General features: G+C 42.2%; 24 protein-coding genes and 1 other annotated feature. Of the genes, 17 read left to right on the top strand and 7 right to left on the bottom strand.

The features are described from left to right. Positions 1-2: 2 nt before the first annotated feature. Positions 3-269: an HPr family phosphocarrier protein gene (locus ACRPI0_RS14780; protein WP_432353511.1), complete on the top strand. Its 267-nt coding sequence runs from the start codon at positions 3-5 to the stop codon at positions 267-269. After that, positions 266-1,975 (top strand): phosphoenolpyruvate--protein phosphotransferase, encoded by a 1,710-nt coding sequence (gene ptsP / locus ACRPI0_RS14775; RefSeq protein ID WP_432353510.1) that lies wholly within the window; start codon positions 266-268, stop codon positions 1,973-1,975. Before ACRPI0_RS14780 ends, ptsP begins: the two co-directional genes overlap by 4 nt. Before the next feature lie 38 nt (positions 1,976-2,013). Here ptsP and ACRPI0_RS14770 read toward each other — a convergent pair whose 3' ends face one another. Beyond that, positions 2,014-2,580 (bottom strand): YusW family protein, encoded by a 567-nt coding sequence (locus ACRPI0_RS14770; protein WP_432353509.1) that lies wholly within the window; start codon positions 2,578-2,580, stop codon positions 2,014-2,016. Positions 2,581-2,700: 120 nt separating this feature from the next. Here ACRPI0_RS14770 and ACRPI0_RS14765 point away from each other — a divergent pair, with 120 nt between their 5' ends. Next, complete coding sequence (locus ACRPI0_RS14765; RefSeq protein ID WP_432355978.1) at positions 2,701-4,077, top strand: FAD-binding oxidoreductase; 1,377 nt, start codon at positions 2,701-2,703, stop codon at positions 4,075-4,077. Between the two features lie 408 nt (positions 4,078-4,485). On the opposite strand, the gene ACRPI0_RS14760 is transcribed toward ACRPI0_RS14765, so the two are convergent. Further along, complete coding sequence (locus ACRPI0_RS14760; protein WP_432353507.1) at positions 4,486-5,385, bottom strand: LysR family transcriptional regulator; 900 nt, start codon at positions 5,383-5,385, stop codon at positions 4,486-4,488. 108 nt (positions 5,386-5,493) lie between these two features. On the opposite strand from ACRPI0_RS14760, the gene ACRPI0_RS14755 reads away from it, so the two are divergent. Then, entirely contained in the window at positions 5,494-6,522 is a 1,029-nt protein-coding gene (locus tag ACRPI0_RS14755; protein ID WP_432353506.1) for a YeiH family protein, read from the top strand. Between the two features lie 72 nt (positions 6,523-6,594). Here ACRPI0_RS14755 and ACRPI0_RS14750 read toward each other — a convergent pair whose 3' ends face one another. After that, the gene (locus tag ACRPI0_RS14750; RefSeq protein ID WP_432353505.1) at positions 6,595-8,268 is read right to left on the bottom strand and encodes an ABC1 kinase family protein; all 1,674 of its coding nucleotides are present in this window, start codon (positions 8,266-8,268) and stop codon (positions 6,595-6,597) included. Between the two features lie 180 nt (positions 8,269-8,448). Here ACRPI0_RS14750 and ACRPI0_RS14745 point away from each other — a divergent pair, with 180 nt between their 5' ends. Together ACRPI0_RS14745 and ACRPI0_RS14740 are read left to right on the top strand one after the other, a co-directional pair. Further along, positions 8,449-9,072 (top strand): TetR/AcrR family transcriptional regulator, encoded by a 624-nt coding sequence (locus ACRPI0_RS14745; RefSeq protein WP_432353504.1) that lies wholly within the window; start codon positions 8,449-8,451, stop codon positions 9,070-9,072. Beyond that, entirely contained in the window at positions 9,065-10,246 is a 1,182-nt protein-coding gene (locus ACRPI0_RS14740; RefSeq protein WP_432353502.1) for an MFS transporter, read from the top strand. The genes ACRPI0_RS14745 and ACRPI0_RS14740 overlap by 8 nt, the downstream gene beginning before the upstream one ends. A gap of 48 nt (positions 10,247-10,294) precedes the next feature. On the opposite strand, the gene ACRPI0_RS14735 is transcribed toward ACRPI0_RS14740, so the two are convergent. After that, positions 10,295-10,927: a CBS domain-containing protein gene (locus ACRPI0_RS14735; protein ID WP_432353501.1), complete on the bottom strand. Its 633-nt coding sequence runs from the start codon at positions 10,925-10,927 to the stop codon at positions 10,295-10,297. 271 nt (positions 10,928-11,198) lie between these two features. On the opposite strand from ACRPI0_RS14735, the gene ACRPI0_RS14730 reads away from it, so the two are divergent. Both ACRPI0_RS14730 and ACRPI0_RS14725 read left to right on the top strand, forming a co-directional pair. Further along, on the top strand, positions 11,199-12,137 hold the full coding sequence (locus ACRPI0_RS14730; RefSeq protein ID WP_432353500.1) for a magnesium transporter CorA family protein: 939 nt from the start codon (positions 11,199-11,201) through the stop codon (positions 12,135-12,137). A 21-nt stretch (positions 12,138-12,158) separates the two neighbouring features. After that, the gene (locus ACRPI0_RS14725; protein WP_432353498.1) at positions 12,159-12,764 is read left to right on the top strand and encodes a class I SAM-dependent methyltransferase; all 606 of its coding nucleotides are present in this window, start codon (positions 12,159-12,161) and stop codon (positions 12,762-12,764) included. A gap of 29 nt (positions 12,765-12,793) precedes the next feature. On the opposite strand, the gene ACRPI0_RS14720 is transcribed toward ACRPI0_RS14725, so the two are convergent. Continuing rightward, positions 12,794-15,214 carry a sensor domain-containing protein gene (locus tag ACRPI0_RS14720; RefSeq protein ID WP_432353497.1) on the bottom strand — a complete coding sequence of 807 codons (2,421 nt, stop codon included), beginning with the start codon at positions 15,212-15,214 and terminating at the stop codon, positions 12,794-12,796. A gap of 350 nt (positions 15,215-15,564) precedes the next feature. On the opposite strand from ACRPI0_RS14720, the gene ACRPI0_RS14715 reads away from it, so the two are divergent. Next, positions 15,565-17,085, top strand: a complete 1,521-nt coding sequence (locus ACRPI0_RS14715) for an acetyl-CoA hydrolase/transferase family protein (RefSeq protein ID WP_432353496.1) — start codon at positions 15,565-15,567, stop codon at positions 17,083-17,085. Further along, positions 17,082-17,699 (top strand): NAD(P)-dependent oxidoreductase, encoded by a 618-nt coding sequence (locus ACRPI0_RS14710; RefSeq protein WP_432353495.1) that lies wholly within the window; start codon positions 17,082-17,084, stop codon positions 17,697-17,699. Before ACRPI0_RS14715 ends, ACRPI0_RS14710 begins: the two co-directional genes overlap by 4 nt. Positions 17,700-17,746: 47 nt before the next feature. Here ACRPI0_RS14710 and mgtE read toward each other — a convergent pair whose 3' ends face one another. Then, positions 17,747-19,135, bottom strand: a complete 1,389-nt coding sequence (gene mgtE, locus ACRPI0_RS14705) for a magnesium transporter (RefSeq protein ID WP_432353494.1) — start codon at positions 19,133-19,135, stop codon at positions 17,747-17,749. A gap of 406 nt (positions 19,136-19,541) precedes the next feature. On the opposite strand from mgtE, the gene ACRPI0_RS14700 reads away from it, so the two are divergent. The 3 genes from ACRPI0_RS14700 to ACRPI0_RS14690 are packed head-to-tail and all read left to right on the top strand — an operon-like array spanning position 19,542 to position 21,820. Next, on the top strand, positions 19,542-20,375 hold the full coding sequence (locus ACRPI0_RS14700; RefSeq protein WP_432353492.1) for a transporter substrate-binding domain-containing protein: 834 nt from the start codon (positions 19,542-19,544) through the stop codon (positions 20,373-20,375). A gap of 39 nt (positions 20,376-20,414) precedes the next feature. After that, positions 20,415-21,080 carry an amino acid ABC transporter permease gene (locus tag ACRPI0_RS14695; RefSeq protein ID WP_432353490.1) on the top strand — a complete coding sequence of 222 codons (666 nt, stop codon included), beginning with the start codon at positions 20,415-20,417 and terminating at the stop codon, positions 21,078-21,080. 14 nt (positions 21,081-21,094) lie between these two features. After that, a complete protein-coding gene (locus ACRPI0_RS14690) occupies positions 21,095-21,820 on the top strand; it encodes an amino acid ABC transporter ATP-binding protein (protein ID WP_432353489.1) in 726 nt (241 codons plus the stop codon). Positions 21,821-21,862: 42 nt separating this feature from the next. Here ACRPI0_RS14690 and rluF read toward each other — a convergent pair whose 3' ends face one another. Next, the gene (rluF, locus tag ACRPI0_RS14685; RefSeq protein WP_432353488.1) at positions 21,863-22,567 is read right to left on the bottom strand and encodes a 23S rRNA pseudouridine(2604) synthase RluF; all 705 of its coding nucleotides are present in this window, start codon (positions 22,565-22,567) and stop codon (positions 21,863-21,865) included. A gap of 209 nt (positions 22,568-22,776) precedes the next feature. After that, positions 22,777-23,015, top strand: a binding site (T-box leader). 75 nt (positions 23,016-23,090) lie between these two features. Between rluF and ACRPI0_RS14680 the strand changes: the two genes are divergently transcribed. From ACRPI0_RS14680 to ACRPI0_RS14665, 4 genes are read left to right on the top strand one after another with little or no spacing between them, the layout of a single operon-like run. After that, positions 23,091-24,467, top strand: a complete 1,377-nt coding sequence (locus ACRPI0_RS14680) for an anthranilate synthase component I family protein (RefSeq protein WP_432353486.1) — start codon at positions 23,091-23,093, stop codon at positions 24,465-24,467. Positions 24,468-24,513: 46 nt separating this feature from the next. After that, the gene (gene trpD, locus ACRPI0_RS14675) at positions 24,514-25,545 is read left to right on the top strand and encodes an anthranilate phosphoribosyltransferase (protein ID WP_432353485.1); all 1,032 of its coding nucleotides are present in this window, start codon (positions 24,514-24,516) and stop codon (positions 25,543-25,545) included. Beyond that, on the top strand, positions 25,542-26,333 hold the full coding sequence (gene trpC / locus ACRPI0_RS14670) for an indole-3-glycerol phosphate synthase TrpC (RefSeq protein ID WP_432353484.1): 792 nt from the start codon (positions 25,542-25,544) through the stop codon (positions 26,331-26,333). The genes trpD and trpC overlap by 4 nt, the downstream gene beginning before the upstream one ends. After that, positions 26,330-26,938 (top strand): phosphoribosylanthranilate isomerase, encoded by a 609-nt coding sequence (locus ACRPI0_RS14665; protein WP_432353483.1) that lies wholly within the window; start codon positions 26,330-26,332, stop codon positions 26,936-26,938. The genes trpC and ACRPI0_RS14665 overlap by 4 nt, the downstream gene beginning before the upstream one ends. The last annotated feature ends 1 nt before the right edge of the window (position 26,939 follow it).

Here is a 26,939-nt window from a genome sequence, read left to right as displayed (position 1 = left end):
TTATGGAAAAGAAAACGTACACAATCACTAGCAGCGAAGGGTTACACGCACGACCATGCTCGATGCTCGTATCAGCAGTCACACCATTTAAATCAGAAGTGACAATTACGTATAACGAACGCACAGCAAACTTGAAATCTATCATGGGCGTCATGGGTATGGGAATTGAATCAGGTGCGCAAGTTGAAATTACAGCAAACGGCGATGACGAGTCAGAGGCGATCGCAAAAGTAGATAACATCATGAAACAAGAAAACATCGGCGAGTGAAACAAACAATTACAGGTATCGGTGTATCCGACGGCATAGCGATCGCCAAAGCGTACCGTTTGGAAGCACCAGACCTTACAGTTGAAAAGCGTACGATTGAAAACCCAGAGCAAGAAATCACTCGTTTTGAGGCTGCAAAAGCGGAAGCTGCAGTGGAATTGGAAGCGATCCGTGTAAAAGCTGCGGAAAACTTTGGTGAAGACAAAGCGGCGATTTTCAGTGCTCACTTACTTGTGCTAAACGATCCTGAATTAGAAAGTAGTGTCAAAGGCAGTATCGAGCAAGGGGTAAACGCAGAGTTTGCTCTACAGCAAGCTGCTGACACGTTCACTGCAATGTTCGAAGCAATGGACAATGAATATATGCGAGAACGTGCAGCAGATGTCCGCGACGTTACAAAGCGTCTTCTAGCTAAATTGCTAGGTGTTCATGTATCCGATCCTTCTACAATTAACGAAGAAGTTATCATTATTGCAGATGATTTAACACCTTCTGCAACGGCACAATTGAACAAGCAATTCGTTAAAGGATTTGTCACAGATATCGGAGGGCGCACATCGCACTCTGCTATTCTTGGAAGAATGCTTGAAATTCCAGCGGTTGTCGGTACAAAAACTGCTATGGCATCGATTGAACAAGGGACTTCTCTAATTATTGACGGCACTGAAGGAACAGTAGTATTGGAGCCGACTGACGAAGAAACACGTACGTATGAAACGAAGAAAGAGACGTTTGAGCAAGACAAGGAATTGTTAAAGCGTTTTGTTTCTGAAGCGACCGTTACAAGTGATGGCCATCATGTTGAAGTAGGTGCTAATATTGCGTCTACGGAAGACTTGCCTTTAGCAGATAAAAACGGTGCAGAAGGTGTCGGCTTGTTCCGTACAGAGTTCCTTTACATGGGCAAAAGCGATTTCCCGACAGAAGAAGAGCAATACGATGCATACAAAACCGTATTGACTTCCATGGGTGAACGTCCAACTGTTGTTCGTACACTCGATATCGGTGGGGACAAGGAGTTAAGCTATTTCAGTACACCTGAAGAGATGAATCCGTTCTTAGGAGTGCGTGCCATTCGTCTTTGCTTTGAACATCCTGACATGTTCCGTACTCAGTTGCGAGCATTACTTCGAGCGAGTGTTCACGGCAACTTGAAAATCATGTTCCCGATGATTGCGACATTGGAAGAATTCCGTCATGCAAAAGGTATGTTGCTTGAAGAACAAGCGAAGTTACAGGCTGAAGGTGTAGACATTAGTGATACGTATGAAGTGGGGATGATGCTTGAGATTCCTGCAGCAGCGGTTATTGCAGATCTGTTTGCAAAAGAAGTCGACTTCTTCTCTATTGGTACGAATGACTTAATCCAATATACAATGGCGGCAGACCGGATGAACGAAACCGTTTCCTATTTGTATCAGCCGAACCATCCGTCCATCTTGAGATTGATTAATACAGTCATTCAAGCTGCTCACAAAGAAGGAAAGTGGGTCGGCATGTGTGGCGAAGTGGCAGGAGATCCATTATCCATTCCTGTGCTACTCGGTATGGGACTGGATGAATTCTCGATGAGCCCTTCTAGTATCTTGAAAGCACGCGCACAATTTGCAGGATTATCTAAAGCAGAATGGGAAGGGTATATCCCTGAAATTCTACAAATGGAAACGTCTGAAAAGATTATTGAATTCGTAAAAGCGCATAGCTAAAAAAGAAAAGCGGAACCGATTGACGGTTCCGCTTTTACTTATTTTTTATCTGAGAACTCGACTTTTTGACCATCCGGCATTGTGATTTCAATGTCGAATTTCGTGTAATCATCTTTCAAGTCGAATGCGTCCAATGCTTGTTGGATGGCTTGTTCTTTCGTAGTGGTTTCTGTGATATCCATCTTCTCCAGTTTCGGATAGATTTCATCGAACGCTTCCCGGCCCTTTAAGTCGGTATTGGAAAGTTCATCCTCAACAGTTGCTTCCACTTTACCATTGTCTTGTTCAATTTCGATTTCGTATTCTTTGTCTTTTCCGTAATCGACTTCCAACTCGACTTCGTCGTAAGCGAGCTTGTCCATTTTCTCTTTCATGTATTTCTGGTCACTGTCAGAATCAGCGGAACCATTTGTAGTTGATGCATCATTTGTACCGGAAGTGTTGCTTGCAGAATCATCTGTAACAGTTCCAGGCTCAGTCGTTGTGTTTTCCGTTCCAGTCGTACCAGCCGTACCTGTGTCTTCTTCCTTATTACTGTTTCCACATGCGCCTAGAAGTAGGACTGTCGCAAGAACGCCTCCTGCAATAGATACTGATTTTCTCATGTTGAAGACCTCCTCATATGTTTCTAATAGTGTACCCTGCTTTTCGTTATAAAAACGGATTTAAAATGAGGGATCCGTACAAATTTCATTGATAATCTAGGTATGAAAGGATTTGATTGGATGTATACTTCAATTGACCAGCTTGTAGTCGAGTTGAGCGGGTTTCTAGAACAGGAGCAGGTGACACAAAACGAGACCGTACGTGACTTGCATAGCAAGGATGAATCCTACCATACGCCGAGTCTCCCTGATCTAGTCGTGTACCCAAGAACAACAGAAGAAGTGAGTAAGATTGTCAAAGCAGCAAGTAATCTCCACATACCTGTCATTCCATTTGGAGTCGGTTCAAGTCTCGAAGGTCATATAATTCCTTACAATCATGGAATTACAATAGATTTCACTGAGATGAACCAAATACTAGAAGTGAATCCTGCAGACATGTTAGTTACTGTGCAACCAGGAGTGACGCGCTCTGTATTGAACAAAGAGCTGAAGAAACATGGACTCTTCTTCTCAGTAGATCCAGGAGCCGATGCGACTCTTGGAGGTATGGCGGCAACGAACGCGAGTGGTACGACATCTGTAAAATATGGTGTTATGCGTGATCAGGTGAGGGATTTAGAAGTGGTCTTAGCAGATGGAACGATTATTCACACGGGAAACAAAGCAGCAAAATCCTCCTCAGGCTATCATCTAAATGGATTGTTTGTCGGATCAGAAGGTACTCTCGGTTGTTTTACAGAACTGACACTCCAAGTTTTTGGAATTCCTGAAATGACCACAGCAGCACGCGCAACATTCACGTCCATTACGAATGCGATTGAAGCCGTGCCGGCAATATTGCAAGCGGGCATTCCAATCGCACGCGTTGAGCTTGTAGATACAGAGTCCATTCGGCAGGTGAATGCTTATAGTGAAACAGACTATGACGAGTTACCAACACTGTTTTTAGAGTTTCATGGCAACGAAGCAGGCCTCGCGTCAGACGTTGCCTTCACAGAAGAGATTGTCGCTGACTTTGGATGCATAGAGATATTATTTGAAACGGAAACAGCGAGTCGCAATCGTTTGTGGGAAGCACGTCACAACGCAGCTTATGCCTATACTCATGGATTCCCAGGCAAACAGATGATGTTGACAGATGTATGCGTACCGATTTCGAAATTAGCAGAGTCCGTCGTCTTTGCACGCGAGGAACTCGACAGAATTGGAATCGAAGGTGGCATCGTGGGACACGTTGGAGATGGAAACTTCCACGTATTGCTCATGATTGATCATGAAAACTCTGAAGAACTCAAGAACGCGAATGCGTACAATGAAACCATTGTCCGTCGAGCACTCGATTGTGGCGGAACGTGCACAGGCGAGCATGGTGTAGGTGTTGGCAAACAAAAATACCAGCGCGATGAACACGGTGCGGCGTACGATGTAATGCTCAAAATCAAGCAAGTGTTGGATCCAGAGAATGTTTTAAACCCAGGTAAATTAATTAAATGATTTAAGTGGAAAGGGCTCTTGTAAAGCCCTTTTTAACATGGAATTAAACAAGAAGGTGCTAACTAGAAGTCAACGCGCTCTTAAAACTTGTGATCTGCTCATAAACTTGCGAAAGTGATCATAAGCTCCCTGAATCGCTCATAAATCCTGAAATGTGATCATAACTCACTGAAAACGCTCATAACCTCATAAATCCGCTCATAAATCACAAAATCCGCTCATAAGTTGTCTTTTGAATTACATCCACGACCGGATGGACACAAAGAATCTCTTCCTGAAATCATGAACCCATCCCTCAACCAGCAAAGAGCTACCAAATAGTCTTTTAAATCACTTGAAATAAAGTACTTGAACTTAATTCACAGTAACTTCCAGACAACTTCCCAATGGTCTTCTTCCACACATCCTCTACCTAAATAACGTCAAATCTCGATTATTGAGCAGGAGTTCTAAAAATACTTGCAACGCTTTTGTCTGATAGGGTGAACTCGTTACGATTGAGAATTTGCGTGCAAAAGGTAAATCTTTTACTTGGAGTTGTACTAAATCTTCATACCTCAGTTCTTTTTGCACAGCCCATTCTGATAACAGACTGATCCCAAGTCCTGCCTCTACCGCTTCTTTTATAGGTTGCGTACTGCTAAATTGCATCGTCCGTGCTGGTGTTATTTCATATTGTTCAAAGACGGCTTCTACGGCTTCACGCGTACCGGAACCGTCTTCGCGAATAATCCACGTTTGCTCAACCAACTCTTTCCATTCGACTGTCTCTTTTTTTAATGAAAGTGGATGATTTGCAGAGGCTACAAGAATCATCTTGTCTTCAGCAAATGCTTGTGTGGTCAGCTGGCGGTTTTCTTTAAAACGACCTTCAACGATTCCCACATCAAGTTGCCGACTCATTATGAGATCTGCAATTTCCGCAGTATTGCCAATTCGCACTTCGGGTTTAATAAGGGGATAGATCTCCAGTAAACGAGCCAATATATGTGGAAGCACATACTCACCGAATGTGTAACTGGCTCCAATCGAGAGCTGTCCACTTGCCTCATGGGACAAGTCGTTAACCAAGTGGTGCATGCGACCATACAATCCAACAATTTCTTTCGCATGATGATAGACGATTTCACCCGCTTTTGTCAGTCGAACGTATTTGTTCGTTCTTTCAAGCAAACGTACGTCCATCATCTCCTCCAGGGATCGGATATACTGACTTACCGCGGGTTGTGTCATGTGAAGAGCCTCGGCTGCTCGAGAAAAATTCTTTTTTTCTACGACTGTTACAAAGACGTTTAAGCTTTGATCCATTTACTGAACTCCATTCTCACATATGCGTTTACTTATGATAGCTATTATATATTGTTATTTTCCTTATGAAAACAACGAGCGTATACTAAATGACAGGAGGTGTTTCAAATGAATTCATCATCAACAGCACCCTCACCCAAAAAGCTATCTAAGCCAGCTGCTTGGATCGGTGGGGTCGCCTTTACATTTTTCATCGCATTTTTAGGATATCTACTCGCGAAGCTACCTGGATTTGACCATATTGGGCAAATGGCATCTGCGATTATCATTGCGGTTGTATTCCGCCAGATTTTCGGATACCCTGAAGCAATTCGCTCAGGCATCGGTTTTTCTTCTAAACGCTTATTGCGTACAGCCATTATTTTATACGGTATAAAACTTAACATAGACACAGTACTTAGTGATGGACTTGGCTTACTAGCCCGTGACGTCGGCGTTATCATCTTTGCAATTTTCATGACACTTTGGCTTGCTAAAATGTTTAAAGCAGATATGAACATTTCACTCTTGCTAGGTGTTGGAACCGGGGTTTGTGGAGCAGCCGCAATAGCGGCAATAGCACCGATTGTGAAATCAAAAGACGAAGACACGGCAATTGGTGTCGGTATCATTGCATTAATGGGTACAGTCTTTGCTGTCGGATATACAGTGTTACGCCCATTCTTGCCAATTGATGCGATTCAATACGGTATGTGGTCAGGTATCAGCTTGCATGAAGTCGCACACGTTGCACTAGCAGGGGCTCCTGCAGGTGAAGAAGGTCTTGCAATCGCCTTACTCGCTAAGCTCGGTCGTGTATTCTTGCTTGTACCACTATGCTTTATCTTTATTGCAATTATGAAGCGTAAAAGTAAAGGGACAGAAGAATCAGATGCGAAAATTGAGTTCCCATGGTTCTTGGTCGGTTTCATTATCTTAAGTGTACTTGGTAGTTATGTATTTGGACCAATCATTCCAGTTCCTGACGGTGTATATGACATTATTGCCGTTGTAACATCATGGTTCCTCACTGCAGCAATGGTTGGATTGGGGTTGAACGTTAGCCTACGGGATTTACGTGCTCGCGCACTTCGCCCACTTGCAGCAATGACAGTGACATCTATTTTACTTTCAGTAATCGCATACTTCATCGTTTAATCATATTCATTTGATAAATAAAAAACACATCCAGGAGAGAGAGTTTCCTCCGTAGGATGTGTTTTTTTGTTGCTACATTCGTCCAGATCTAAAAATAGAGAACAGCAGGAATGCAAACATTAAGAGAGCAATGATTGCGCCGACTTCTATGACAGGAAGTTTCATCAACATATTGCTTTGACCTGCGATGGCAGAACCGATAATCAGGCCAGTCATTAAAATACTGAATGCTAAAAGAATGACACTGAACGCAAGTCTATTGCTAATAATATCCATCCGACGAAGAATGAAGCTGGTCTGCCGGAGGTTAATATCTAGTTTGAGCTTGCCTTTCTTCGCAGCTGTACTAATTTCCTTAAAGTCACGCGGAATATTAGCAAGTATCTCAGCATTCTCAGATACACTTTCCCAAGCCGTTTTCAATAGAGAAGTCGGACTGTAATACTCTCTGATTAGTTTTTTGCCAAATGGTTCTACGCCGTCCATAATGCTCATATTCGGATCAAGTTTTGAAATAAGTCCTTCGAGAGTTAATATGGTTTTCCCAAGCACGGTGATTTCGCTAGGAATTAAGATTTGATGGCGATAGGCTACCGCAAACAAGTCCATAAAAATATCGCCCAAACTCATGTTTTGTAACGGTACATCATAATACTTGGTTTTGAGCGATGCTAAATCTTTTTCCAAGCCTTTGATATCGGTTTCGTCATTTAAAACTCCCATAGCATCTAATACTTTAATGATGCCTTTAGTGCTCCCTTGCTCCAATTGCATGATGAGTTTTGCGAATTGTAGTTTTAGATTATCATCAAGCACTCCTATCATTCCGAAGTCTATGAAGGAGATGACATTCCCTGGCATTATGTAAATATTTCCAGGGTGGGGGTCTCCATGAAAGAATCCGTGATCGAGGACTTGGCTGAACATGGAGTGCACCAGTTTTCTTGCTACGAGTTCGCGGTCATAGCCTTCTGCATCCAGCAATTCGATGTTATTGGACTTAATTCCTTCGATCATTTCCATTGTTAAAACCTTTTTTGAAGAATATTCCCAATAAATTTCAGGAATATATACGGTAGAATCCTTTTTCACTTGGCGTGAAATACGCTCAGCATTCCTGCCTTCGTTTTCGTAATCCAACTCACTTAAAAGAGAATCACAAAACTCATTAATAATATCACGAACCCCATATAACTTTCCCCATTCCGTATTGTTTTCTACAATGGAGGCAATTTCTTTAAGGATCGATAAATCTGTATCGACAGTTTGGCGGATATCTGGTCGCTGTACTTTGACAGCAACTTTTTCCCCACTATATAGAAAAGCAGCATGGACCTGTCCGATTGATGCGGTAGCCATGGGTTTATCATTAAAGGATTCAAATAGTTCATTTATAGGTTTACCTAGTTCGGTTTCGATGATTTGTTGAACTTCTTCAAATGCGAAAGGTTCTGCATGGTCTTGAAGTTTCTCAAGCTCCCGGATAATTTCAGCGGGGACTAAATCTCGTCGTGTGCTCGCGATTTGTCCTAGCTTTATAAATGTAGGTCCCAGTTCTTGTAACGTCCGATTCAATTTTTGTCCGATGTGTTGAAGGTTTGTATCCATTGGTTCATTTTTCATTACGGCAGCAGCTCTACGTTCTGTTATACCAAGACGGAATAGAACATGACTAAATCCGTTTTTCAAAAACGTATTCACGATCTCCTGGAAACGATAGGTTCTTCTAATGGAAATCTTAATCACACCAACACCCCCGTTAAACTTTAATGTAATACCCTACATGACTCTATCTTAAACGGCTTTAGCTTAGAAGCGCTAGTGAAAGTTTCACAGATTCTATTGACACCCAATTATCTACAACCTATACTGTTCAACATTGACTTGTCAGTCAACCAATAAATAAAAAGATGGTGAATGTAGTAAATGAGCCCTAGAAACAAGGAGCAGTTCAAGGAAATCCGCGACCAGCGTCAGCAAGAACTGAGACGCTCCGCAATTCAGATGTTCAGTCAAAAAGGTTTTGCTGCTGCAAAAATCAGTGACATTACATCGAATGCAAAACTGAGTCATGGACTTTTTTATCATTACTTTGCTTCAAAAGAAGAATTGTATATTGAAGTGATTCGCGACATTTTGTATGACTTTGTTGAACTAGTAGAAAAAGCGGAGACATTTGAAATGACAGCGCTCGGTAAAATGGAGTGGCTGACAGATCAAACACATTCGGGTTCGATTAAAGAAGGCGTGTACCGACATATTCTAGTCCTACAAGCTCTCTACTCAGACCACTTAAATGAATCTGCTAAACAAGAAATTGTTAAGTTGTACAAGGAAGCAGTCGATGGGATTGCTAGTATTATCAAAACAGGTCAAGAAGAAGGTCATTTTATAGACGGAGATCCCGAAGAATTAGCGACGTATCATTTATCGTTAGCCCACGGGCTTCTATTATGGAATGCACGAACAGAAAATCCTGTGGAGCTGTCCACAGACAAAGTATTAAGACAGCTAAAAGTATTAAAAGTGGAGGGACCTGTTAATGAATAAAAGAATGTTAGCGCCTACAATTATTTCAATTGCTATGGCGACTGTAATGGCGGGTGCAGCAATTTCACCTGCAGTCGGACTCATCGCATCAAACTTTCCGGATGCCGATCCGATTCTGATTAAACTTATATTAACAGCACCTTCATTAATCATTATTCCGTTTTCATTCGTATCTAGTTATTTAACGACCAAAATTTCCAAACGCGCAATTGTTATGATCGGGTTGACCATCTATATCATTAGCGGTGTAGGGGCTCAATTCACGAATACCATTGAGACGTTACTCGCGTTCAGATTCGTACTTGGTGCTGGAGTAGGTCTCGTCATGCCACTATCGATTTCGTTAATCAGTGACCACTTCGTAGGTAGGGAACAAGTGAAGATGATGGGGTATAGTTCAGCTTTTAGTAACCTTGGAGGAATCGTCACGATGACGCTTGCTGGTTTCTTAGCAACATTCGGATGGAAAGTTCCTTTTAACGTTTATTGGATGGGCGCAGTCATTTTCATACTGGTTTACTTCTTCTTACCAAAGAATGAACCTGTTAAGCCTCACGGAACAGGTCCTAAAAAGAAATTACCATTATCGGTATACGGATATGCACTTGCTTCAGGAAGTATTATGCTTGTCTATTATGGGATTGCGACAAATATGGCGTTATTCCTTGAACAGGGAAAACTTGGCGGCTCTAGTGTAGCAGGAGCTGTCATATCCTTTACAACAATCGGTGGAATGATTACGAGCTTGACACTCGCGCAGCTCCAGGATGCTTTAAAGAAGTTTCTTATTCCTGTAAGCATCTTGTTCATGGGGTTGGCTTTCGGATGTCTTGCGTTGACTTCATCGATTCCAGTAATTCTAGCGGCCGTTTGCTTCGTAGGTCTAGGTCAAGGGATTCTATTCCCATTAATTAACGTCAAAGCACTCGGGTTGGTCAATCCGTTGAACAGTGACCGGGTCATTGCGGTCGTGTCGAGTTGTATTTATATCGGTCAGTTCAGTTCACCACTCGTACTCGATTCAATTTCGCGAGCAATGGGCCATCCAACCATCCGATTCCAGTACTTCTTCATCGGTTCGGTTTTGGTAATCAGTGTAATCATCATGGCAGTCGTTATGATTGTAATGAAGTCAAAAAATGGGCCATCACTTAAGGTAGAAGATTCATTGTAAGCAAAAAAACGGACACACCCAATGTGTAGGGTGTGTCCGTTTTGCTGATTATAACTGTTTTTCCAGACGTTCCATTTGAAGAATACGGAAGCCGGCTTTCTCAAGCTTCGTACGAAGTGCATCGATTTCATCCTCGGTCTTTTCGCCTTCTAGCGTCAACACAACGCGACGCACAAGCACTGACCCGTTATCCAATGTCAACATGCCTTCAATGTTTTCACCACGAAGCGTGCGAGCGAGTTTTTCAATCATACCACGTGCTTCGGTAGAAGAGATTGTTAAATTCAATCCGCCTGTATTCACACCGAATGCATCTTGGAAGACGCCTTCAATTTTGTTGTGTGTCAGTATGCCGACCAATTTCCCGTGATCTGTCACAGATATGAAAGGTAGGGCTTTGATCTTTAAGAGGGCATCTAAGAATGATGATGTCTCTTCAATAGAGTCCTCATGGTGTTTAACGATAGTCTCGAGTGTTGCGTCAGGGCTACCATTTTGTTCATATAGATATTCGATTAGATGAATTTTGTAGATCATTCCCTTGTAGTTGTCGTTTGTATCTACGACAGGAACAGAGCGGAACCCGCTTTTTCGGATTTTATCAAGTGCTTCAGTTACAGTATCTTGGTCATGTACTGTAGTTACATAATTTCTAGAAACGAGTAAGTCACGTACGCGCATTCAGAATCCCTCCAGTTGTTTTCGTTCATTTCTTAATATTCGGTAAATACCATTATAAGTGAAACAGAAAGCATAGAGCAAGGTATTTTTAGAAGCGCTGTTCACATTCTATTGTATAGCACGAGCTCCGAAATGTCTTGCGTGCAACTAAGTTGTCACACATTGGTTATTTCTTCCCGTTTTCTTTCCAAACAAATCCTCCATCTAATCTTGCGTCAGTGAACAGAACGGGTACACTTAGAAAAAGAGCAAATGAAAGAGGGGGTTGTGTATGTACTTTTCATTCAAGCGAGATAACTGGGAATGGATTGAAGTGGAGCGACAAATGGACTTGAAAGCAGAACTCACCCATCAGTCCCACATGAGTAGCAAGTGGCTGGAAATGCTTGATAATAACCAACAAGATGTAATTGGTAACGCAACAGCGATACATGGGGAAGAAGCAATCTGGGGGCGGCTCACATATGAGCAAAGTATGATGTGTAAGGATGATAACAAAACGTTTTCATTTTTTCTTACAGAACACACGCTGTTGACCTCACAGTTAAACCAAGAGCTTCTTCCGAAAGAAGCACGCGATGAGTTAGCGTCCAAACTGGAAACGTCAGAAAATGCAATCCAGGCATTTGTAGTTCTTTTAAATACAGTCCTCCATAAATTTCTAGAGCAAATTGACCAATTCGAGTACCGATTAAGAGAGCTCATTTGGGGAATCAAAGATAACAATAATTTGGATTTGCTGGAGCGTATTGCGCAGAGCCGCCATGAATTAATCATTTGGAATAACTTGGTCATTCCATTGGTTGAGACACAAATGACCATGGAAGAGACTTTTGAAGAAGAACAAATCGGGACAATTGAATATAAGAGGCTGTGTACAAGAATAAAACGCATCCGTATGCTGATTAAAGAGTATAGTCAGGAAGTGGAGTCTCTAACGGACATGGAGACGCTTGTATCCAATCAGCGTGGAAATGAAATCATTAAAACGCTCACCGTCATTACAACAATTTTTACACCAGCTGCAGTATTCGGAGCGATCTGGGGTATGAACTTCGAGTCGATTCCTGAGTTTGAATGGGCGCATGGCTATGCCTTTGCGCTAACTGTAATTATTTCTACTACATTTGGTCTTTTCTATTATTTGAAGAAGAAAGGCTGGATGGGAGAAATCTTGAAAACCAAATCGAACAAGTCATTGTTTAAGTGAACGTAAAAAGGAGTGGAAGGCATGACCGACCAAGAAGTTGACAAACGCCTTCATATTCGAACAGAAGGAACGATTGAAATTCTTCAAAGTTCTGCGCACTACAATCGTTATGAAGCAACGCCATACAGCGTACTTGATGAGTTATTCGAAGTATATCCGTTACAAAAGAGAGATCATATCGTAGATTTTGGATGTGGTAAAGGACGTGTTCCGATTTATAGTGTGTATCGGTTTGGGTGTAGCGCAACTGGAATCGATTTAAATGGTCGATTGCTACAGGAAGCATATGAGAATCTCACCGAGTTCCGAGGTTCACAAAAACGTTCACGAGGAACAATTGAATTTGAACAGACGACCGCTGAAAAGTACGAAGTTCAGTCTGAACAAAATGTATTCTACTTTTTTAATCCGTTCTCAGTGGAAGTGTTCCAAACTGTCATTCAACGTATATTAGAGTCTGTGGAACAGTCCGACCGCCAAGTGGATGTAGTTCTCTATTATCCGACGACAGCATTTGTCTATTTCTTAGAAGAACAAACCGCGTTTGAGCGAATTGAAGAGATCCCAATTCCGATTCTCTCCACTCACAATGAAGATGAACGTATATTGATTTATCGATATAACTAACAAACAGCCAGCCCTATAGGGCTGGCTGTTCAGATAGTGAGCAATTGTAGCAACTGTTCGGTTTCTTCCCTTGGTAAAGGTCGGGAGTACAGGAATCCTTGAACTTCGTCGCATCGGAGAGTGCTTAAAAAAAGCGCCTGTTCTTCCGTTTCCACACCTTCAGCAATAACATCGATACTTAAGTTTTTTGCAAGTTCGATAATGGTTTTAATAATCGCTGTATTACTACTAGTTAGATCTTGCAAAAAGATTTGATCAATCTTCAAATGGGTAATCGGAAATTTGCTCAAGTAACTGAGGGAGGAGTATCCCGTTCCAAAATCATCGATACTGACATGGATGCCCTCATTATGCAGACGTTGCAAAGTCTTTTGAGAGTAGTGCACATCCGTTGTCATGCTCTCTGTGATTTCAATGTTTAAACAATTAGGATCTAGCCCAGTCTTACGTAAAACACTCAAGACATCGTTGACAAAGGTAGGTTGCTTGAATTGGAGTATTGAAACATTCACACTCATGCGGATTGAAAGTAGTCCTTGTTCTTGCCAAGTCTTCGCTTGCTTACAGGCAGTCTCCAAGACCCAAAATCCGATAGGAAGGATTAGTCCGCTTTCTTCCGCAATCGGAATGAATTGACTAGGGGAGATGACACCTTTTGTTGAATGATTCCATCTCGCAAGTGCTTCAACCCCCATAATAATACCTGATTTCATATCGTATTGAGGTTGGTAATGGAGCTCTAATTCATCGCGACTAATCGCTTGTCGTAAATCCATCTCAAGTAATGTTTTTTCAATCAAATCATTGTTCAATTCTTGAGTGAAGAAGCGATGTGTACTTTTTCCGGATTCCTTCGCGATGAATAGGGCTGTGTCTGCATTTCGGATGAGCGTGTCATAATCTTCACCATCTGCTGGGAAACGACTAATACCAATACTTGGAGTAATATAGACTTCATTCGATTTAAAGGTGTAGGAATTTGATACTTCTTCAATGATGCTAAGTGAAATTTCATTGACTCGATTACTATCCGCTTCGTGGAGCATGATCACGAATTCATCGCCAGCTAGTCGACCCGCAATATCATTGGGTCCTATACAACTAGTTAATCGTTCAGCAACCGCTTTTAAAACTTCGTCTCCAATGAAGTGACCAAGAGAATCATTAATGTTTTTAAAACGGTCCAAATCTAAGTAAAGAATGGAGAACTCGTTAATACCTAGTGTAAGGCCTTCGTTTACTTTCGATTCGAACAGACGACGATTCGGTAACCCAGTTAATGCATCATAGTAGGCCATGTGCTCAACAAGTTTTTCTGCCTTTTTGCGCTCGGTGATTTCAACGCATGTGCCTACAACTTCGATGACTGTTCCGTTTTGAAGTACAGGAGACAAATAAACTATGAAGCTATGACTTAAATACTCCAATTCAAACTCGCAAGCCTCTCCATCCAGAGCAGCGTATGCATACGGTCGAAGGTTTCTAAGCGTTTCTTCACTAAATGGGTTGGTTTCTCCTTTAGCATTCAACAGAGAGCTAGTCAGTCCTAACTTTTCACAAATTTGACCTTCTAGAAGTGTGATGAAAATTTGCCCGGTTGCATCTGCTTCATATTTGAAGATAGCATTTTGTAAGTTTTTCACAGTTGTCCGAAAATCATTTTGAAGTGCAGATTCCAGAGCTTGTTCAGCCTCAATGCGCGCTGTGATATCTGATCGAATGGATATGTATTCATAAGGTTTCCCGCATTCATCTACAAAGGGAACGATGGTCGTATTCATCCAATAAAATGAACCATCCTTGGCGCGATTTTTCACTTCTCCGCGCCAAACCTGTCCACTTTGAATGGTCTTCCACATGTCTGCAAAAAACGACTTTGGATGATGACCAGAGTTAATGATCTTGTGTGACTTGCCAATCAATTCATATTCAGTGTACTGGGAAAGCTCGCAGAACTTGGAGTTTACGTAAGTGATGACACCCGCCGCATTCGTAGCTGCAATGACTGAGGAGTAGTCCAAAGCAGACTCTAAGTTATGTACAACTTTCAATGTTGCACCGAATCGCTCAGAAGTTAGGTGTTCTAGCGTGATATCCAAGTCAATGGAAATGTAATGCGTAGTTATCTGGTGCTCGTTGACGACAGGAACAATCGTCGCTCGGACCCAATAGGGCTCATTATTCTTAGTGATGCCTTTGATAACCTGCTGCCTAACGAAGGGTTGGGTATCGGTATGATATATTTCTTCATAAACTTCTTGGGGACTGAAACTCGGTGAAATCAGTTGATATGTATTTCCTATTAGTTCCTCGGGACTAAACTTAGTTAGCTCGCAAAAGCATTTATTGACGTAAGTAATGGTTCCTTTTGTATCTGTAATCGAGACACAGAACTTTTCGTCGAGTAGACGAGTTAATGATGGGATGTTTTGAGCTTCTGTTAGCGCCATAGTTACAGGATCCTTTCTCGTTCTATGTAAGTAACACTAGGAGCATGGAGTGTTTTAGTGAATTTATAGACTTTTTTGAGTAAATGAGTAGAACTACCTAGTTATGATGCTTCGATTATAGCATTGTACCTTTAGACCTGCTAGTCTTTTCGGGATAAACTTAGAATGACTCCTTTATTTCATAACAGTTTTTGCATTTTAGACATAATTCAACTCAGGTTGCAGGGAGCTGTTAGCGTATGTATCATATAGAGTGAATAGATATACATGAATCATATAGGCCTACATACCTTTTTTCGTAAAAATCATTTAAATTAATTCTTTAATATTCGTTTAAGGAGCGGTCACAAATGGATGGACAGTTGGATAGAATCAGAAGAGAGTCACTAAAGCATAAAGTGGTTAGTGCACAAGAGGCAGCATCTTGGATCCAAGACGGTATGACACTCGGGTTAAGTGGCTTCACACGTGCAGGAGATGCAAAGGCGATTCCCGAAGCACTTGTGAAAAGAGCACGAACGGAATCATTTAAAGTGAACGTATTTACAGGAGCTTCTCTCGGCCATGATATTGACAAACTCTTCACGGAGGCGGGAATTGTTAACAAACGGCTGCCATTTCAAGCTGATGCAACTATGAGAAAAGGAATCAATAATGGGGAATTGCTATTTGTTGACCATCATTTGTCTAATACATCAGAACTAATTCGTGGTGGAGTTTTACCACAAGTAGATATAGCTGTATTGGAAGCGGTTGCGATTGCTGAAGATGGATGCATCATTCCATCGACATCCATCGGAAATTCCTTGATATTTGCTGAGCATGCAAAGTCAATCATTGTAGAAATCAATGTAGCGCACTCTGAAGAATGGGAAGGCATTCATGATATCTATGACCCTGGCGTTCTTGGTGAGCGTGAACCTATTCCTTTGATGCACCCAGATGAGCGCATTGGAACGCATGGTATCCCTGTAGATCCTGACAAGATTATCGGAATTGTCATAACGGAAGAATATGATTCGTATTCGACCATCGATCAGCCGGATGAAGAAACAGAAGTGATGGCAGGGCATTTACTAGACTTTTTACGATCTGAAATTACTGCTGGACGACTGACAAAAGAACTGGCTCCACTGCAATCGGGAATTGGTTCACAAGCGAATGCGGTGCTTCATGGATTATTGGATTCCGAGTTCGAAAATTTAGAAGTCTATTCAGAGGTTCTCCAAGACTCCGTGTTCGAACTAATTGATGCTGGAAAGGTCAAGTCCGCTTCATGTACGTCTATTACCGTGACAGAAGAACGTATGGAGCGCTTAAGAAATAATTTGGCTTTTTACAAAGAGAAAATCATTATGCGTCCACAAGAAATTTCAAATCACCCAGAACTCATTCGTAGACTCGGGACGATTTCAATAAATACGGCATTGGAGTTCGATATTTATGGAAACGTTAATTCAACTCACGTGACTGGTACGAAAATGATGAATGGAATTGGCGGTTCGGGAGATTTCGCACGGAATGCACGTCTCGCGATTTTTGTTACGAAATCACTCGCGAAAAAAGGTGCGATTTCAAGTTGTGTGCCGTTCGTTTCACACGTCGATCATACTGAACACGATGTGGATATTTTAGTGACAGAGCAAGGGTACGCAGACTTACGAGGACTGGCCCCGAAAGAGCGGGTAGAGCTCATTATTAATCGATGTGCACATCCTTCGTACCGCCCTCAGCTATGGGCGTATTATGAAGAAGCAGCACTTCGTGGCGGACATACTCCTCATGTTCTAGAAAAAGCGTTAAGTTGGCACATTCGTCTATCAGAAACAGGCTCAATGCGTGAAGTTAAGGAAGAGGCGGTGCAATCGTGAGAATTGCTCTTTTTGGAGGGACAGGCCGTGTAGGCTCCATAATATTGGCACGTTTACTAGAAGAGGGCCATCAGGTCACTGCACTTGCCCGCAACCCAGAAAAGTTGTCCGTACATCCAAATCTCACTGTCGTTCAAGGGGATGCAAAGGATGCAGCTGCGAGTGCGACGACCATTCTCGGAAGCGAAGCTGTTGTAAGTGCACTGGGAACTGACAAGACAACTACTTTAAGTGATGCTGTGCCGCATATCATAACTGCTATGAAATCGGAGAACGTGAAACGTATTGTTACGATTGGAACAGCAGGCATCTTGCAAAGCCGTTTGGATTCCACCAAACTGCGTTATAAAGCAGGCGATTCTAACCGTAAACTTACGACGGCTGCAGAAGAACATCATCAGGCATACCGCGCTCTTGAACTGTCAGCATTGGACTGGACAATCGTATGTCCAACCTACCTACCTGATGGGGAAGAAACAGGCACTTACCGGACGGAAGAGAACTATTTGCCGTTAGATGGTAAACAGATTTCTACTGCAGACACAGCCCTGTTTACCTTGTGTGAATTAGTTTCTTGTAATCACATTGGCGCCCGTGTAGGAATCGCCTATTAATAAATAATTTAGTAAAACCCCCGTGCCCTAAGAGAGGCACGGGGGTTTTACGTTAAGTCAGCTTTGATAAAAACATCGTAGCAATCCCGAAGTAAATGAGTAAGGATAATATGTCGTTTTAACGTAGTAATTAATGGTCCGGAAGCAACAGCAGGGTCTACTTTAAATTTGTTGAGAACGAGTGGAATAACCGTACCGGCAATCGTACCGATTATCAGGGTAGCAAGAAGTGAGACTCCGACAACGAATCCAAGAACCATACTTCCTTGCCAGAAGAAAGCGATAATCGCGATCAGCAGTCCACACGTAACACCTATAATAACGCCCACAATAAGCTCCCGTAGAACGAGTTTCAACGCTTTCTTAAATGACATATCTTCAGAAGCTAAGCCGCGAACAACGACTGCTAGTGACTGAGTTCCTGTATTTCCGGTCATCCCTGCAATCATTGGCATGAAGAAAGCTAGTGCCACTACAGCATTCAAAGTATCTTCGAATTTTGAGATAATACTTCCTGAAACAAGACCGATGAATAACAACAAAATTAGCCAGGGTAATCTACGACCAGCCGCAGTGAATGGCTTTGTACGAAAGTCGATAGATTTTCCTGTAGCTAAGAGCATTTCGATGTCTTCATCTGCTTCACGTACAATGATATCGAGTACCTGATCTCCTGAAATTGTCCCGAGTAACACACGGTCTTCTGTCGTAACAGGGATCGCCTCAAAGTCGTATCTTCCAATTAACTTTGCGACTTCTTCTTGCTTTGTAAAAACGTCTACGTGAATAGGATTCTTTCTCATAATATCGGAGATTATCTGATTGTCATCTGCGAGCAGCAAATCTTTAAACGTGACAACTCCTATTAAACGATTTTTTTCATCTACAACGTATAAATGGTTAGTGAAGTGTGCGAGGTTTTCAAAACTTTTGATTTTTTGTTCTGCCTCTATAACTGAGAGCCGTGGAGAGATGGGTATGTATCGATTGGTCATTACGCGTCCGGCCGTTTTAGATGGATAATCCATGATGTGAAGAATCGACTCCATCTCTTCGCGACGCAACTTTGCGATTAAGTCGTCAATCTTCTTACGTGAAAGATCCGCTAACAGAAAGGCGAGATCATTCGTCTGCATCATGTGCAATATTTCAATAGAGCGATCTTGTCCAATCCGTTCTAAGACTTCTAGCTGATCGTCTTGAGTGAGATACTTCAAAAGATTGGTGAGTTGTTTAATTGAAAGCCATTCAAGAAATAATGACTTTCGTTTTCTAGGAAGCTCTTTGTATTGAGTAGCCACAGTATAGCTATCTATTTCCGCAAGAATTTCATAGAACGTCTCTTTCTTCCCTTCGCTTAATACTCGAACGAGTGCACGTTCAAGATGCACACCATCAAGCGGTTTTTCGTTACGTTCTTTTTTAAATAACATCATTTTCTTCACCTCATATACGTTCTATCTTGTTCAAGTATCTACAAGCTACATGCCATTTATTTGGAGTAAGGAAACAACAAAAGTAAAAACAAGTACATGCAATAAATTGAGTAAATATTCACTTTTCATCAGACTTATGTTTTAATAGAACACAACCTAATGATTGGAGGAGAGGATGAAGTGACAAATTCAAAAGACAGATGTTGTTACGCAACATCATCTCTATAGGCGAGAGAGCATGTAGAATTGAGAGAAAAATTGTAATTCTAGCTACTTGATTAGTTAAACGTTACAGTTTCATTACTATTTTTGTAATTTTCATGTTTAAAAGAATTCGACTAGGGAAAGTGCATAAAGAGTACAAAAAAGTAGCTTGCGGCTACTAAAAAAAGGGGAGTTTCAAAGAATGGGAAAATTTAAGTTGATGGTATTGATGCTTATTGCATCTATTTTAATGTTAGCGGCATGCGGAAAAGATGATGATAAGTCATCTGGAAGTGCTGGAGAAACAGGAGATGCAGGATATAATTTGGTGAAAAAAGGGAAATTCACATTTGCTGCAAGTGGTGTGTATAAGCCATTCAGCTTTGAAGAAGACGGGGAACTCACTGGGTTTGATATTGAAATCGGTAACGCGCTAGCAGAAAAACTAGGCCTCGAATCCAATCCAGTAACGAATCCATTTGAAACTATTTTACAAGGATTAGTTGGCAAGAAGTTTGATGCAATTATTGGTTCTATGGCATATACGAAAGAACGTGCAAAACAAGCAGATTTTACAGAGCCTTACTATTATTCAGGTGGCATGGTTTTTGTGGCTAAAGACAATGACGAAATAAAGAGTCCGGACGATTTAAAAGGAAAGAAAATTGGTGTGGTAGCACAGTCAACATACGAGCCTCCAGCAAAAGAACTATCGGATAACGTGCAATACTATACGAGTGATGTCGTAGCACTTAAAGATTTAACAGTTAAAGGTCGTTTGGACGGAGTAATCACTTCGGACGTCGTAGGGTTTGAAGCAATTGATAATGGTTTTGAAATTAAAGAAGTTGGAAAACCAATGTGGGTAGAACAAGCATCGATTGCTGTTCATAAAGATAACCCTGAGTTAACGAAAGCTTTGGATAAGGCGCTTCAAGAATTAGTTGACGATGGTACGTACAAAGAAATCTCAGAGAAATGGTTCGGACGCAATCTCCTTGATATTGATTTAGAAGGTGTCGAATTATTAGAATGAGTGACTACTCTACTTATTTGACGGAAAGTTGGTGTGCCGGTGCCTGAGTTATTTATAACATTCTACGATGTATTCAAGCAGACCTATAAAGGGTTTTTAGAAGCAGGTTTGTTAACAATTGAAATCACAGCGATTGCAGTAATAATCGGGACGATATTTGGAATTATTTTCGCACTGATGAAGATCTCTAACTCTAAGATATTACAGACGATTGCAAACTTGTATATTACACTCATTCGAGGAACTCCACTAATTGTACAAATTATGTTTCTATACTTTGGTATTACTTCAATTATCATACTGGACAACTTCTGGGCAGGTGCGATTGCGCTGGGTGTCCATAATGGTGCCTATATCGCAGAAATCTTCCGGGGATCTATTCAAGGGATCGACAGTGGGCAACGTGAAGCGAGTATGGCGTTAGGAATGAATCGTTCTCAGACAATGAGACGTATTGTTTTTCCACAAGCATTACGTCGTGCTATTCCACCTCTAGGCAATCAGTTCATCATTACGCTGAAAGATTCTTCACTCGTTTATGTAATTGGTGTATCTGAGTTGTTTGGTGTTGCGAATCGAGTAGCTGCATCCAACTTCAAACAATTTGAAACGTTTCTCGTAGTCGGGCTTTACTATCTCATTCTCGTCCTGATTTTCACTACTTTGCTGAAATGGTATGAGAACAAATTGGATGTGGATAAATGATGGGGGCAGATACGATGATTAAAGCAGAAAATGTTCATAAATCTTTCGGGAAACTGGAAGTACTTAAAGGTATTGATATGGAAGTGCATCCTGGTGAAGTGGTCGTCCTTGTGGGCGTCAGTGGATCTGGAAAAAGTACTTTCCTTCGGTGCTTAAACTTTCTGGAGCTGACGAACGAAGGCGTTATTACTATTGATGGAAAACGTGTGAATCAGAAAAAGGATGATCTCGCAAAAGTCCGAGCTGGAGTAGGCATGGTATTTCAACATTTCAACTTATTTCCTCATAAAACAGTGCTTGAAAATGTAATGGAAGCACCTATCATGGTGAAAAAAATAGCAAAAGCAACAGCTAAAACGAGAGCGCTAGAAATTCTGGAAAAGGTCGGGCTCTCTGATAAGGCGGATGTCTATCCAAATAAGTTGTCGGGTGGTCAAAAGCAACGTGTGGCTATTGCACGTGCACTTGCCATGGAGCCAAAGGCCTTACTTTTTGACGAACCAACATCTGCACTTGACCCTGAATTAGTAGGGGAAGTGCTGCAGGTCATGAAAGAGTTGGCCGACGAAGGAATGACAATGGTTGTGGTGACCCATGAAATGAAGTTTGCGAAAGAAGTTGCAGACCGTGTAATCATGTTAAACGAAGGTGTTATTATCGAGGATGCAGATCCAGACACGTTCTTTAACCACTCTAAGAATGAACGAACACGCCAATTCTTAGAAATGGTAAATGTTTAACTAGAAAAGCCTCTATCTCGTGTTGTACGAGATAGAGGCTTTTTAACGTTTAGGTGTATAGTTCAGTTCCTTGAACAGACCCTTTCGTTCGTCGTCTGTTAAGTCCCTCCATTGCCCAGTAGGGAGATTGCCTAGTGTCAAGTTCATAATACGCATTCTACGCAAGTTGACAACGTTATACCCAAGCGCTGTACACATGCGTCTAATTTGGCGATTCAGTCCTTGAGTCAATGTAATGTTGAACTTGCGCGATCCCAGTTTACGAACCTTGCAGGGCTTGGTTACCGTGTCTAGGATTGGAACGCCTTGTTCCATCTCTCGTACGAACTGATCAGTAATTGGTCGGTCAACGGTTACGATGTATTCCTTTTCATGACCGTGCTCTTCTCGTAAAATTTCGTTTACAATATCGCCGTCATTCGTAAGCAACAGTAAGCCGTCCGAATCCTTATCTAACCGACCGATATGAAAAATACGGAGTGGATGATTAACGAAGTCTACTACATTTCCTTCGACGTGTCGCTCCGTTGTACTCGTAATCCCAACAGGCTTATTTAACATAAGGTAGACGAGCTGATCTTCGACCGTTATCGATTTCCCATCCACTTCTACTCGATCACCGTCTTCAACTTTGCTACCAAGTTCAGCGGTTTTTCCGTTAATAACGACGCGCCCCGCTTCAATCCATTTATCAGCACCGCGCCGGGAAGTGATTCCAGCTTCACTTAGAAATTTGTTAATACGCATGAGGTCCCACCTTGTCTGATTGCAGTTTCTTTTATTGTAGCTCCTTTTTAACTCCCAATCAAAGCTTGTTGTATAAAACTTAGTATTCAAAAAACATAATGATTGACAGGTACTATAGAAGACTGTAAGATTGGGTACAACTTTCAGATGGGTAGTTGGTGTCGGGAGCGACACCGCCCACGGGGAGCAGAGACGAGAAGAGCATAGCCGAGAAATCATTAAAATAAGAAGAGTAGCAGTGCATAAAGCGGAAGTCAGAGAGTCGGTGGGTGGTGAAAACCGAACCGTGTGCATTGTGAATGGACTTATGAGAGCCTTACGAAAAACCTTTTAAAGGTTTTTTTAAGGACGCCATTCCCACGTTACGGGAAGTGCTAGTTGTTAGCACACGAAGTGGGAATACACTGTATTCTAATTGAGGTGGCAACGCGGATTATCCGTCCTCTGCAACCGGACTTAACTGTCTGGATGCAGGGGGCTTTTTGTCGTTTTTAAAATTTCATTTGAGAATGGAGAGAGTCGAATGACAGTTGAAAAGATGGGAATGCGCGTAACGGCTAAACAAATTGATGGGAAAGCGTTAACGCCTACATTGATCTTTCGAAGACTAAAAGGTACACGTAAATTTTTGTTGGAAAGTTCTGCTGGGCATTCTCAAAATGGAAGGTACTCATTTATAGGTGCCAATCCATTGAAGTCCTATAAAGGCCATGCAGATGGTATAGAAGAAACGAGTTATCCTGACGGTGCTTCGTTTGTTCATGAAGGTGAATTGTTCACGTTGTTTAAACGGCTTATGCCGAGAGTAATGGATGTCAGCAAATTCCCGTTCACTGGAGGAGCGGTAGGATACGTTGGGTATGCGGCTGGAAGGGCAGAGAGAAACGATGTAAACGATGAATTCAGAAGCGCTTATTTTAATATTTACGACACAATCATCATATATGATCATCAGTCAAACGAAGTGACATTGTTGCATACGGAAATTCATCCTACGTATCAAGCCCCTGATTTGGATCAGTTGGCCACAACACTCTTAACAGGTGTTGAAGATATTGAAACAGAGGTGTCGGTATCCGAGTACCGAAGTGATGTATCGCAACAAGCGTTTGAAGAAAACGTTCAGCAAGTGATTGAAGAAATTCAGGCAGGGAAAGCGAAGCAAGTCGTCTTATCGAGGAAGCTAGAGGCAGATATAGAAGGAGATCCATTCCAATTGTATCGCTTATTACGGGAACGAAATCCTTCACCGTATATGTATTATATGGAATTTGACGATGCACTCGTCATTGGGTCATCGCCGGAAAGTCTCGTGCAAGTTCATGACAATCGTGTTCAAACGAACCCAATTGCTGGAACGAGGAAACGTGGAAGTGACAAAAACGAAGATGATGCTCTAGAACAGTCACTACGAACTGATCCTAAGGAGTTGTCGGAACACGACATGCTTGTTGAGTTAAGTCGAGGAGAAATGAAGCAGTTTTGTAATCCTGAAAGTGTGGAAGTTTCTGTCTACCAAGAAACTGTGAAATATGAGCATGTCATGCATCTCGTCTCGGAAGTAACAGGCGATCTTGCGCCAGGATTCCATGCATTGGATACGCTGAAGATGAGTTTGCCAGCAGGCACGGTAACAGGAAGTCCTAAATCTGTTGCAATGGCCATGATTGATGAAATGGAGACTGAACCTAGAGGTATTTATGGAGGGGCTATAGGTTATATCGGATTGAACGGAAATATCGATTTTGCTTTGACGATACGGACGATGATTGTGAAGGACAGCCGCGTGAGTGTACAATCTGGCGCTGGCATTGTAGAAGCGTCAAATCCACATTCTGAATTTATGGAGACTGTGAACAAAGCAAAATCCCTGACAGAGCTGACGACTAGGAATCATTAAGATGAGTAGAGACTGAGGTATTTAAATAGACGAGGAGAGATGAGATATGAAGAGTTATATAGAAGCTTTCCAAGCAAATCGCAACTTAACGTTCCGGGAGATGCAAGTTGCTGCAGAGCTTTTGTTCAACGAACGCACAGACGCATTGGAAATTGCAGCGTTTCTAGCGACGCTTGCGAGTAAAGGAGAAACTGCAGACGAAGTAGCTGCCCTTGCATCCGTTATGGCATCACACGCAATTCGTCCTCAATTTCCAGACAGACCTTACATGGATAACTGCGGGACCGGAGGAGATGGTTCAAACAGTTTCAATATTAGTACAGCAGCTGCCTTCGTTTTGGCAGCGTCTGGCGTCCCCGTTGCCAAACACGGCAATCGGAAGATTTCAAGCGCAGCAGGCAGTCATGATGTACTTGAAGAACTAGGTGTGAGAAACGATTTATCACTTGAAGAAACAGAACTGATGATGAATCAAACAGGCATTGCGTTCTTGTTCGCTCCGAACGTTCACCCGAAGATGAAACGAATTGGCGGGATTCGAAGACAGATTGGTAGCCCAACCATTTTCAATTTAGTAGGTCCACTGACCAATCCTGTGCCACTACACGCACAATACACTGGGATTAATCGAAAAGAGTTTGTAATGGAGTACGCGTCGGTACTCTCAATGCTCGGGCGTAAGCGAGCTGTCGTCGTTTCTGGAGCGGGTGGACTGGATGAAGCCACGCTTGCGGGACGAAACACACTCGTGCTTGCAGATTGTGGGGATCTCATACCGTTTACATTAACGGCAGAGGATGTTGGGCTCACATCTGCATCTCTTTCAGAGATTAAGGGAGGAGATGCAACGATGAATGCCTCAATTATTCGGTCGATATTTGAAGGAGTACGTGGGCCGCGATTCGATACCGTTGTACTCAACGCGAGTATTGGACTCTTTACAGATGGAATGGTTAAGACGTTTCAAGAGGGAGTTCGTCTTGCTGAAGATAGCATTCTTTCAGGGAGGGCGAAAAGGAAATTGGAAGAGGCAGCTGCGTTTTGTGCACAGCCTTCGAATAAGGCGGTGACGTCATGACAATTTTGGATAACATCTTGAAGGAGAAAGAAAAAGAGGTATACCGATTGTTAGCAGGTCCAACGATTCAGGCAGTACTTGAAAAACAACGACGTCCATCGTTAATCGATCTCATTTCTTATACCGATGAACTTCAAGTAATTGCAGAAATAAAGAGAGCATCCCCATCGAAAGGAATCATCCAAGCAGTCGTGAACCCAGCACAACAAGCACGAACCTATGAAAAAGCTGGGGCTGCATGTGTTTCTGTATTAACGGACAGCCAATTTTTTCAAGGCTCGTTTGAGGATTTGAAAGAAGTAGCACAGGCAGTAAACATTCCAGTACTTTGCAAAGATTTCATCATCCATCCCATCCAAATCGACACCGCTCATTCAGCAGGTGCATCTGTTATTTTACTCATAGTAGCTGCGTTGCCGGATGCAGAGTTAAGAGCATTACACGTGTATGCCACTGCGCTCGGATTAGAGGTACTCGTTGAAGTTCATGATGCTATTGAGCTGAACCGTGCACTTGAAGCAGGTGCACAACTAATAGGTGTGAATAACCGAGACTTAAAAACATTTGATGTAGATCTTGCTAGAACTGAAGAGTTGGCAGAGCTATTTCCATTCGAATCGGGTCGAGTCCTCATCAGTGAGAGCGGGATTGGGAGTACTGAGGATGCACAACGTGTAGCTAAAGCAGGTGCTAGCGCTGTGTTAGTTGGTGAGACTCTTATGAGGAGCAACACACCTGGTGAGGCGGTTGAATCGCTTCAAGTGAAACTCAAGGTGAATGGCGTATGACAAAGGTAAAGATATGTGGACTAACCGAAGAAAGGCATGTGCAAGTTGCGGTAGAAGCAGGTGCAGATGCGCTCGGTTTTGTATTTGCACCTTCAAGCAGGAGAGTGTCAGTCGAACAAGCTACTAAACTCGCCATGCAAATCCCGGATACTGTCTTAAAAGTAGGCGTGTTTGTCAATGCCGCGGCCGATGAAATCCGAGCCATCTACAAAGCAGTCCCTTTAGACATAGTTCAATACCATGGCAATGAAACGCCTGGTTTCATCGAACAAGTCGGTCTGCCCGCTTTTAAAGCTTTTTCAATTAAGAGCTCAGAAGATGTCCATAGAGCGGCTGCTTATAACGTCACTCCATTGTTTGACGCTCCAGGAATTGAGTTTAAAGGAGGTAGTGGGCAAACGTTTGATTGGAGAAACTTGAAGGAGAAGAAAGTCCAAGAGCGACCTTTCATATTAGCAGGTGGCTTAAATGCTCAAAATGTGACGGAAGCCATAGTGCAAGTGAATCCAGAGATGGTGGATGTTTCAAGTGGTGTGGAGATTGAGAAGAGAAAAGACGAGCAACTGATCCGGGAATTCATCAACACGGTGAAGTTGAAAAAGTGAG

Source organism: Sporosarcina sp. A2, from assembly GCF_050858885.1.
Taxonomy (GTDB): Bacteria; Bacillota; Bacilli; order Bacillales_A; family Planococcaceae; genus Sporosarcina.
Note: the sequence above shows the minus strand (reverse complement) of the source record. Positions and strands in the feature narration are given on the sequence as shown.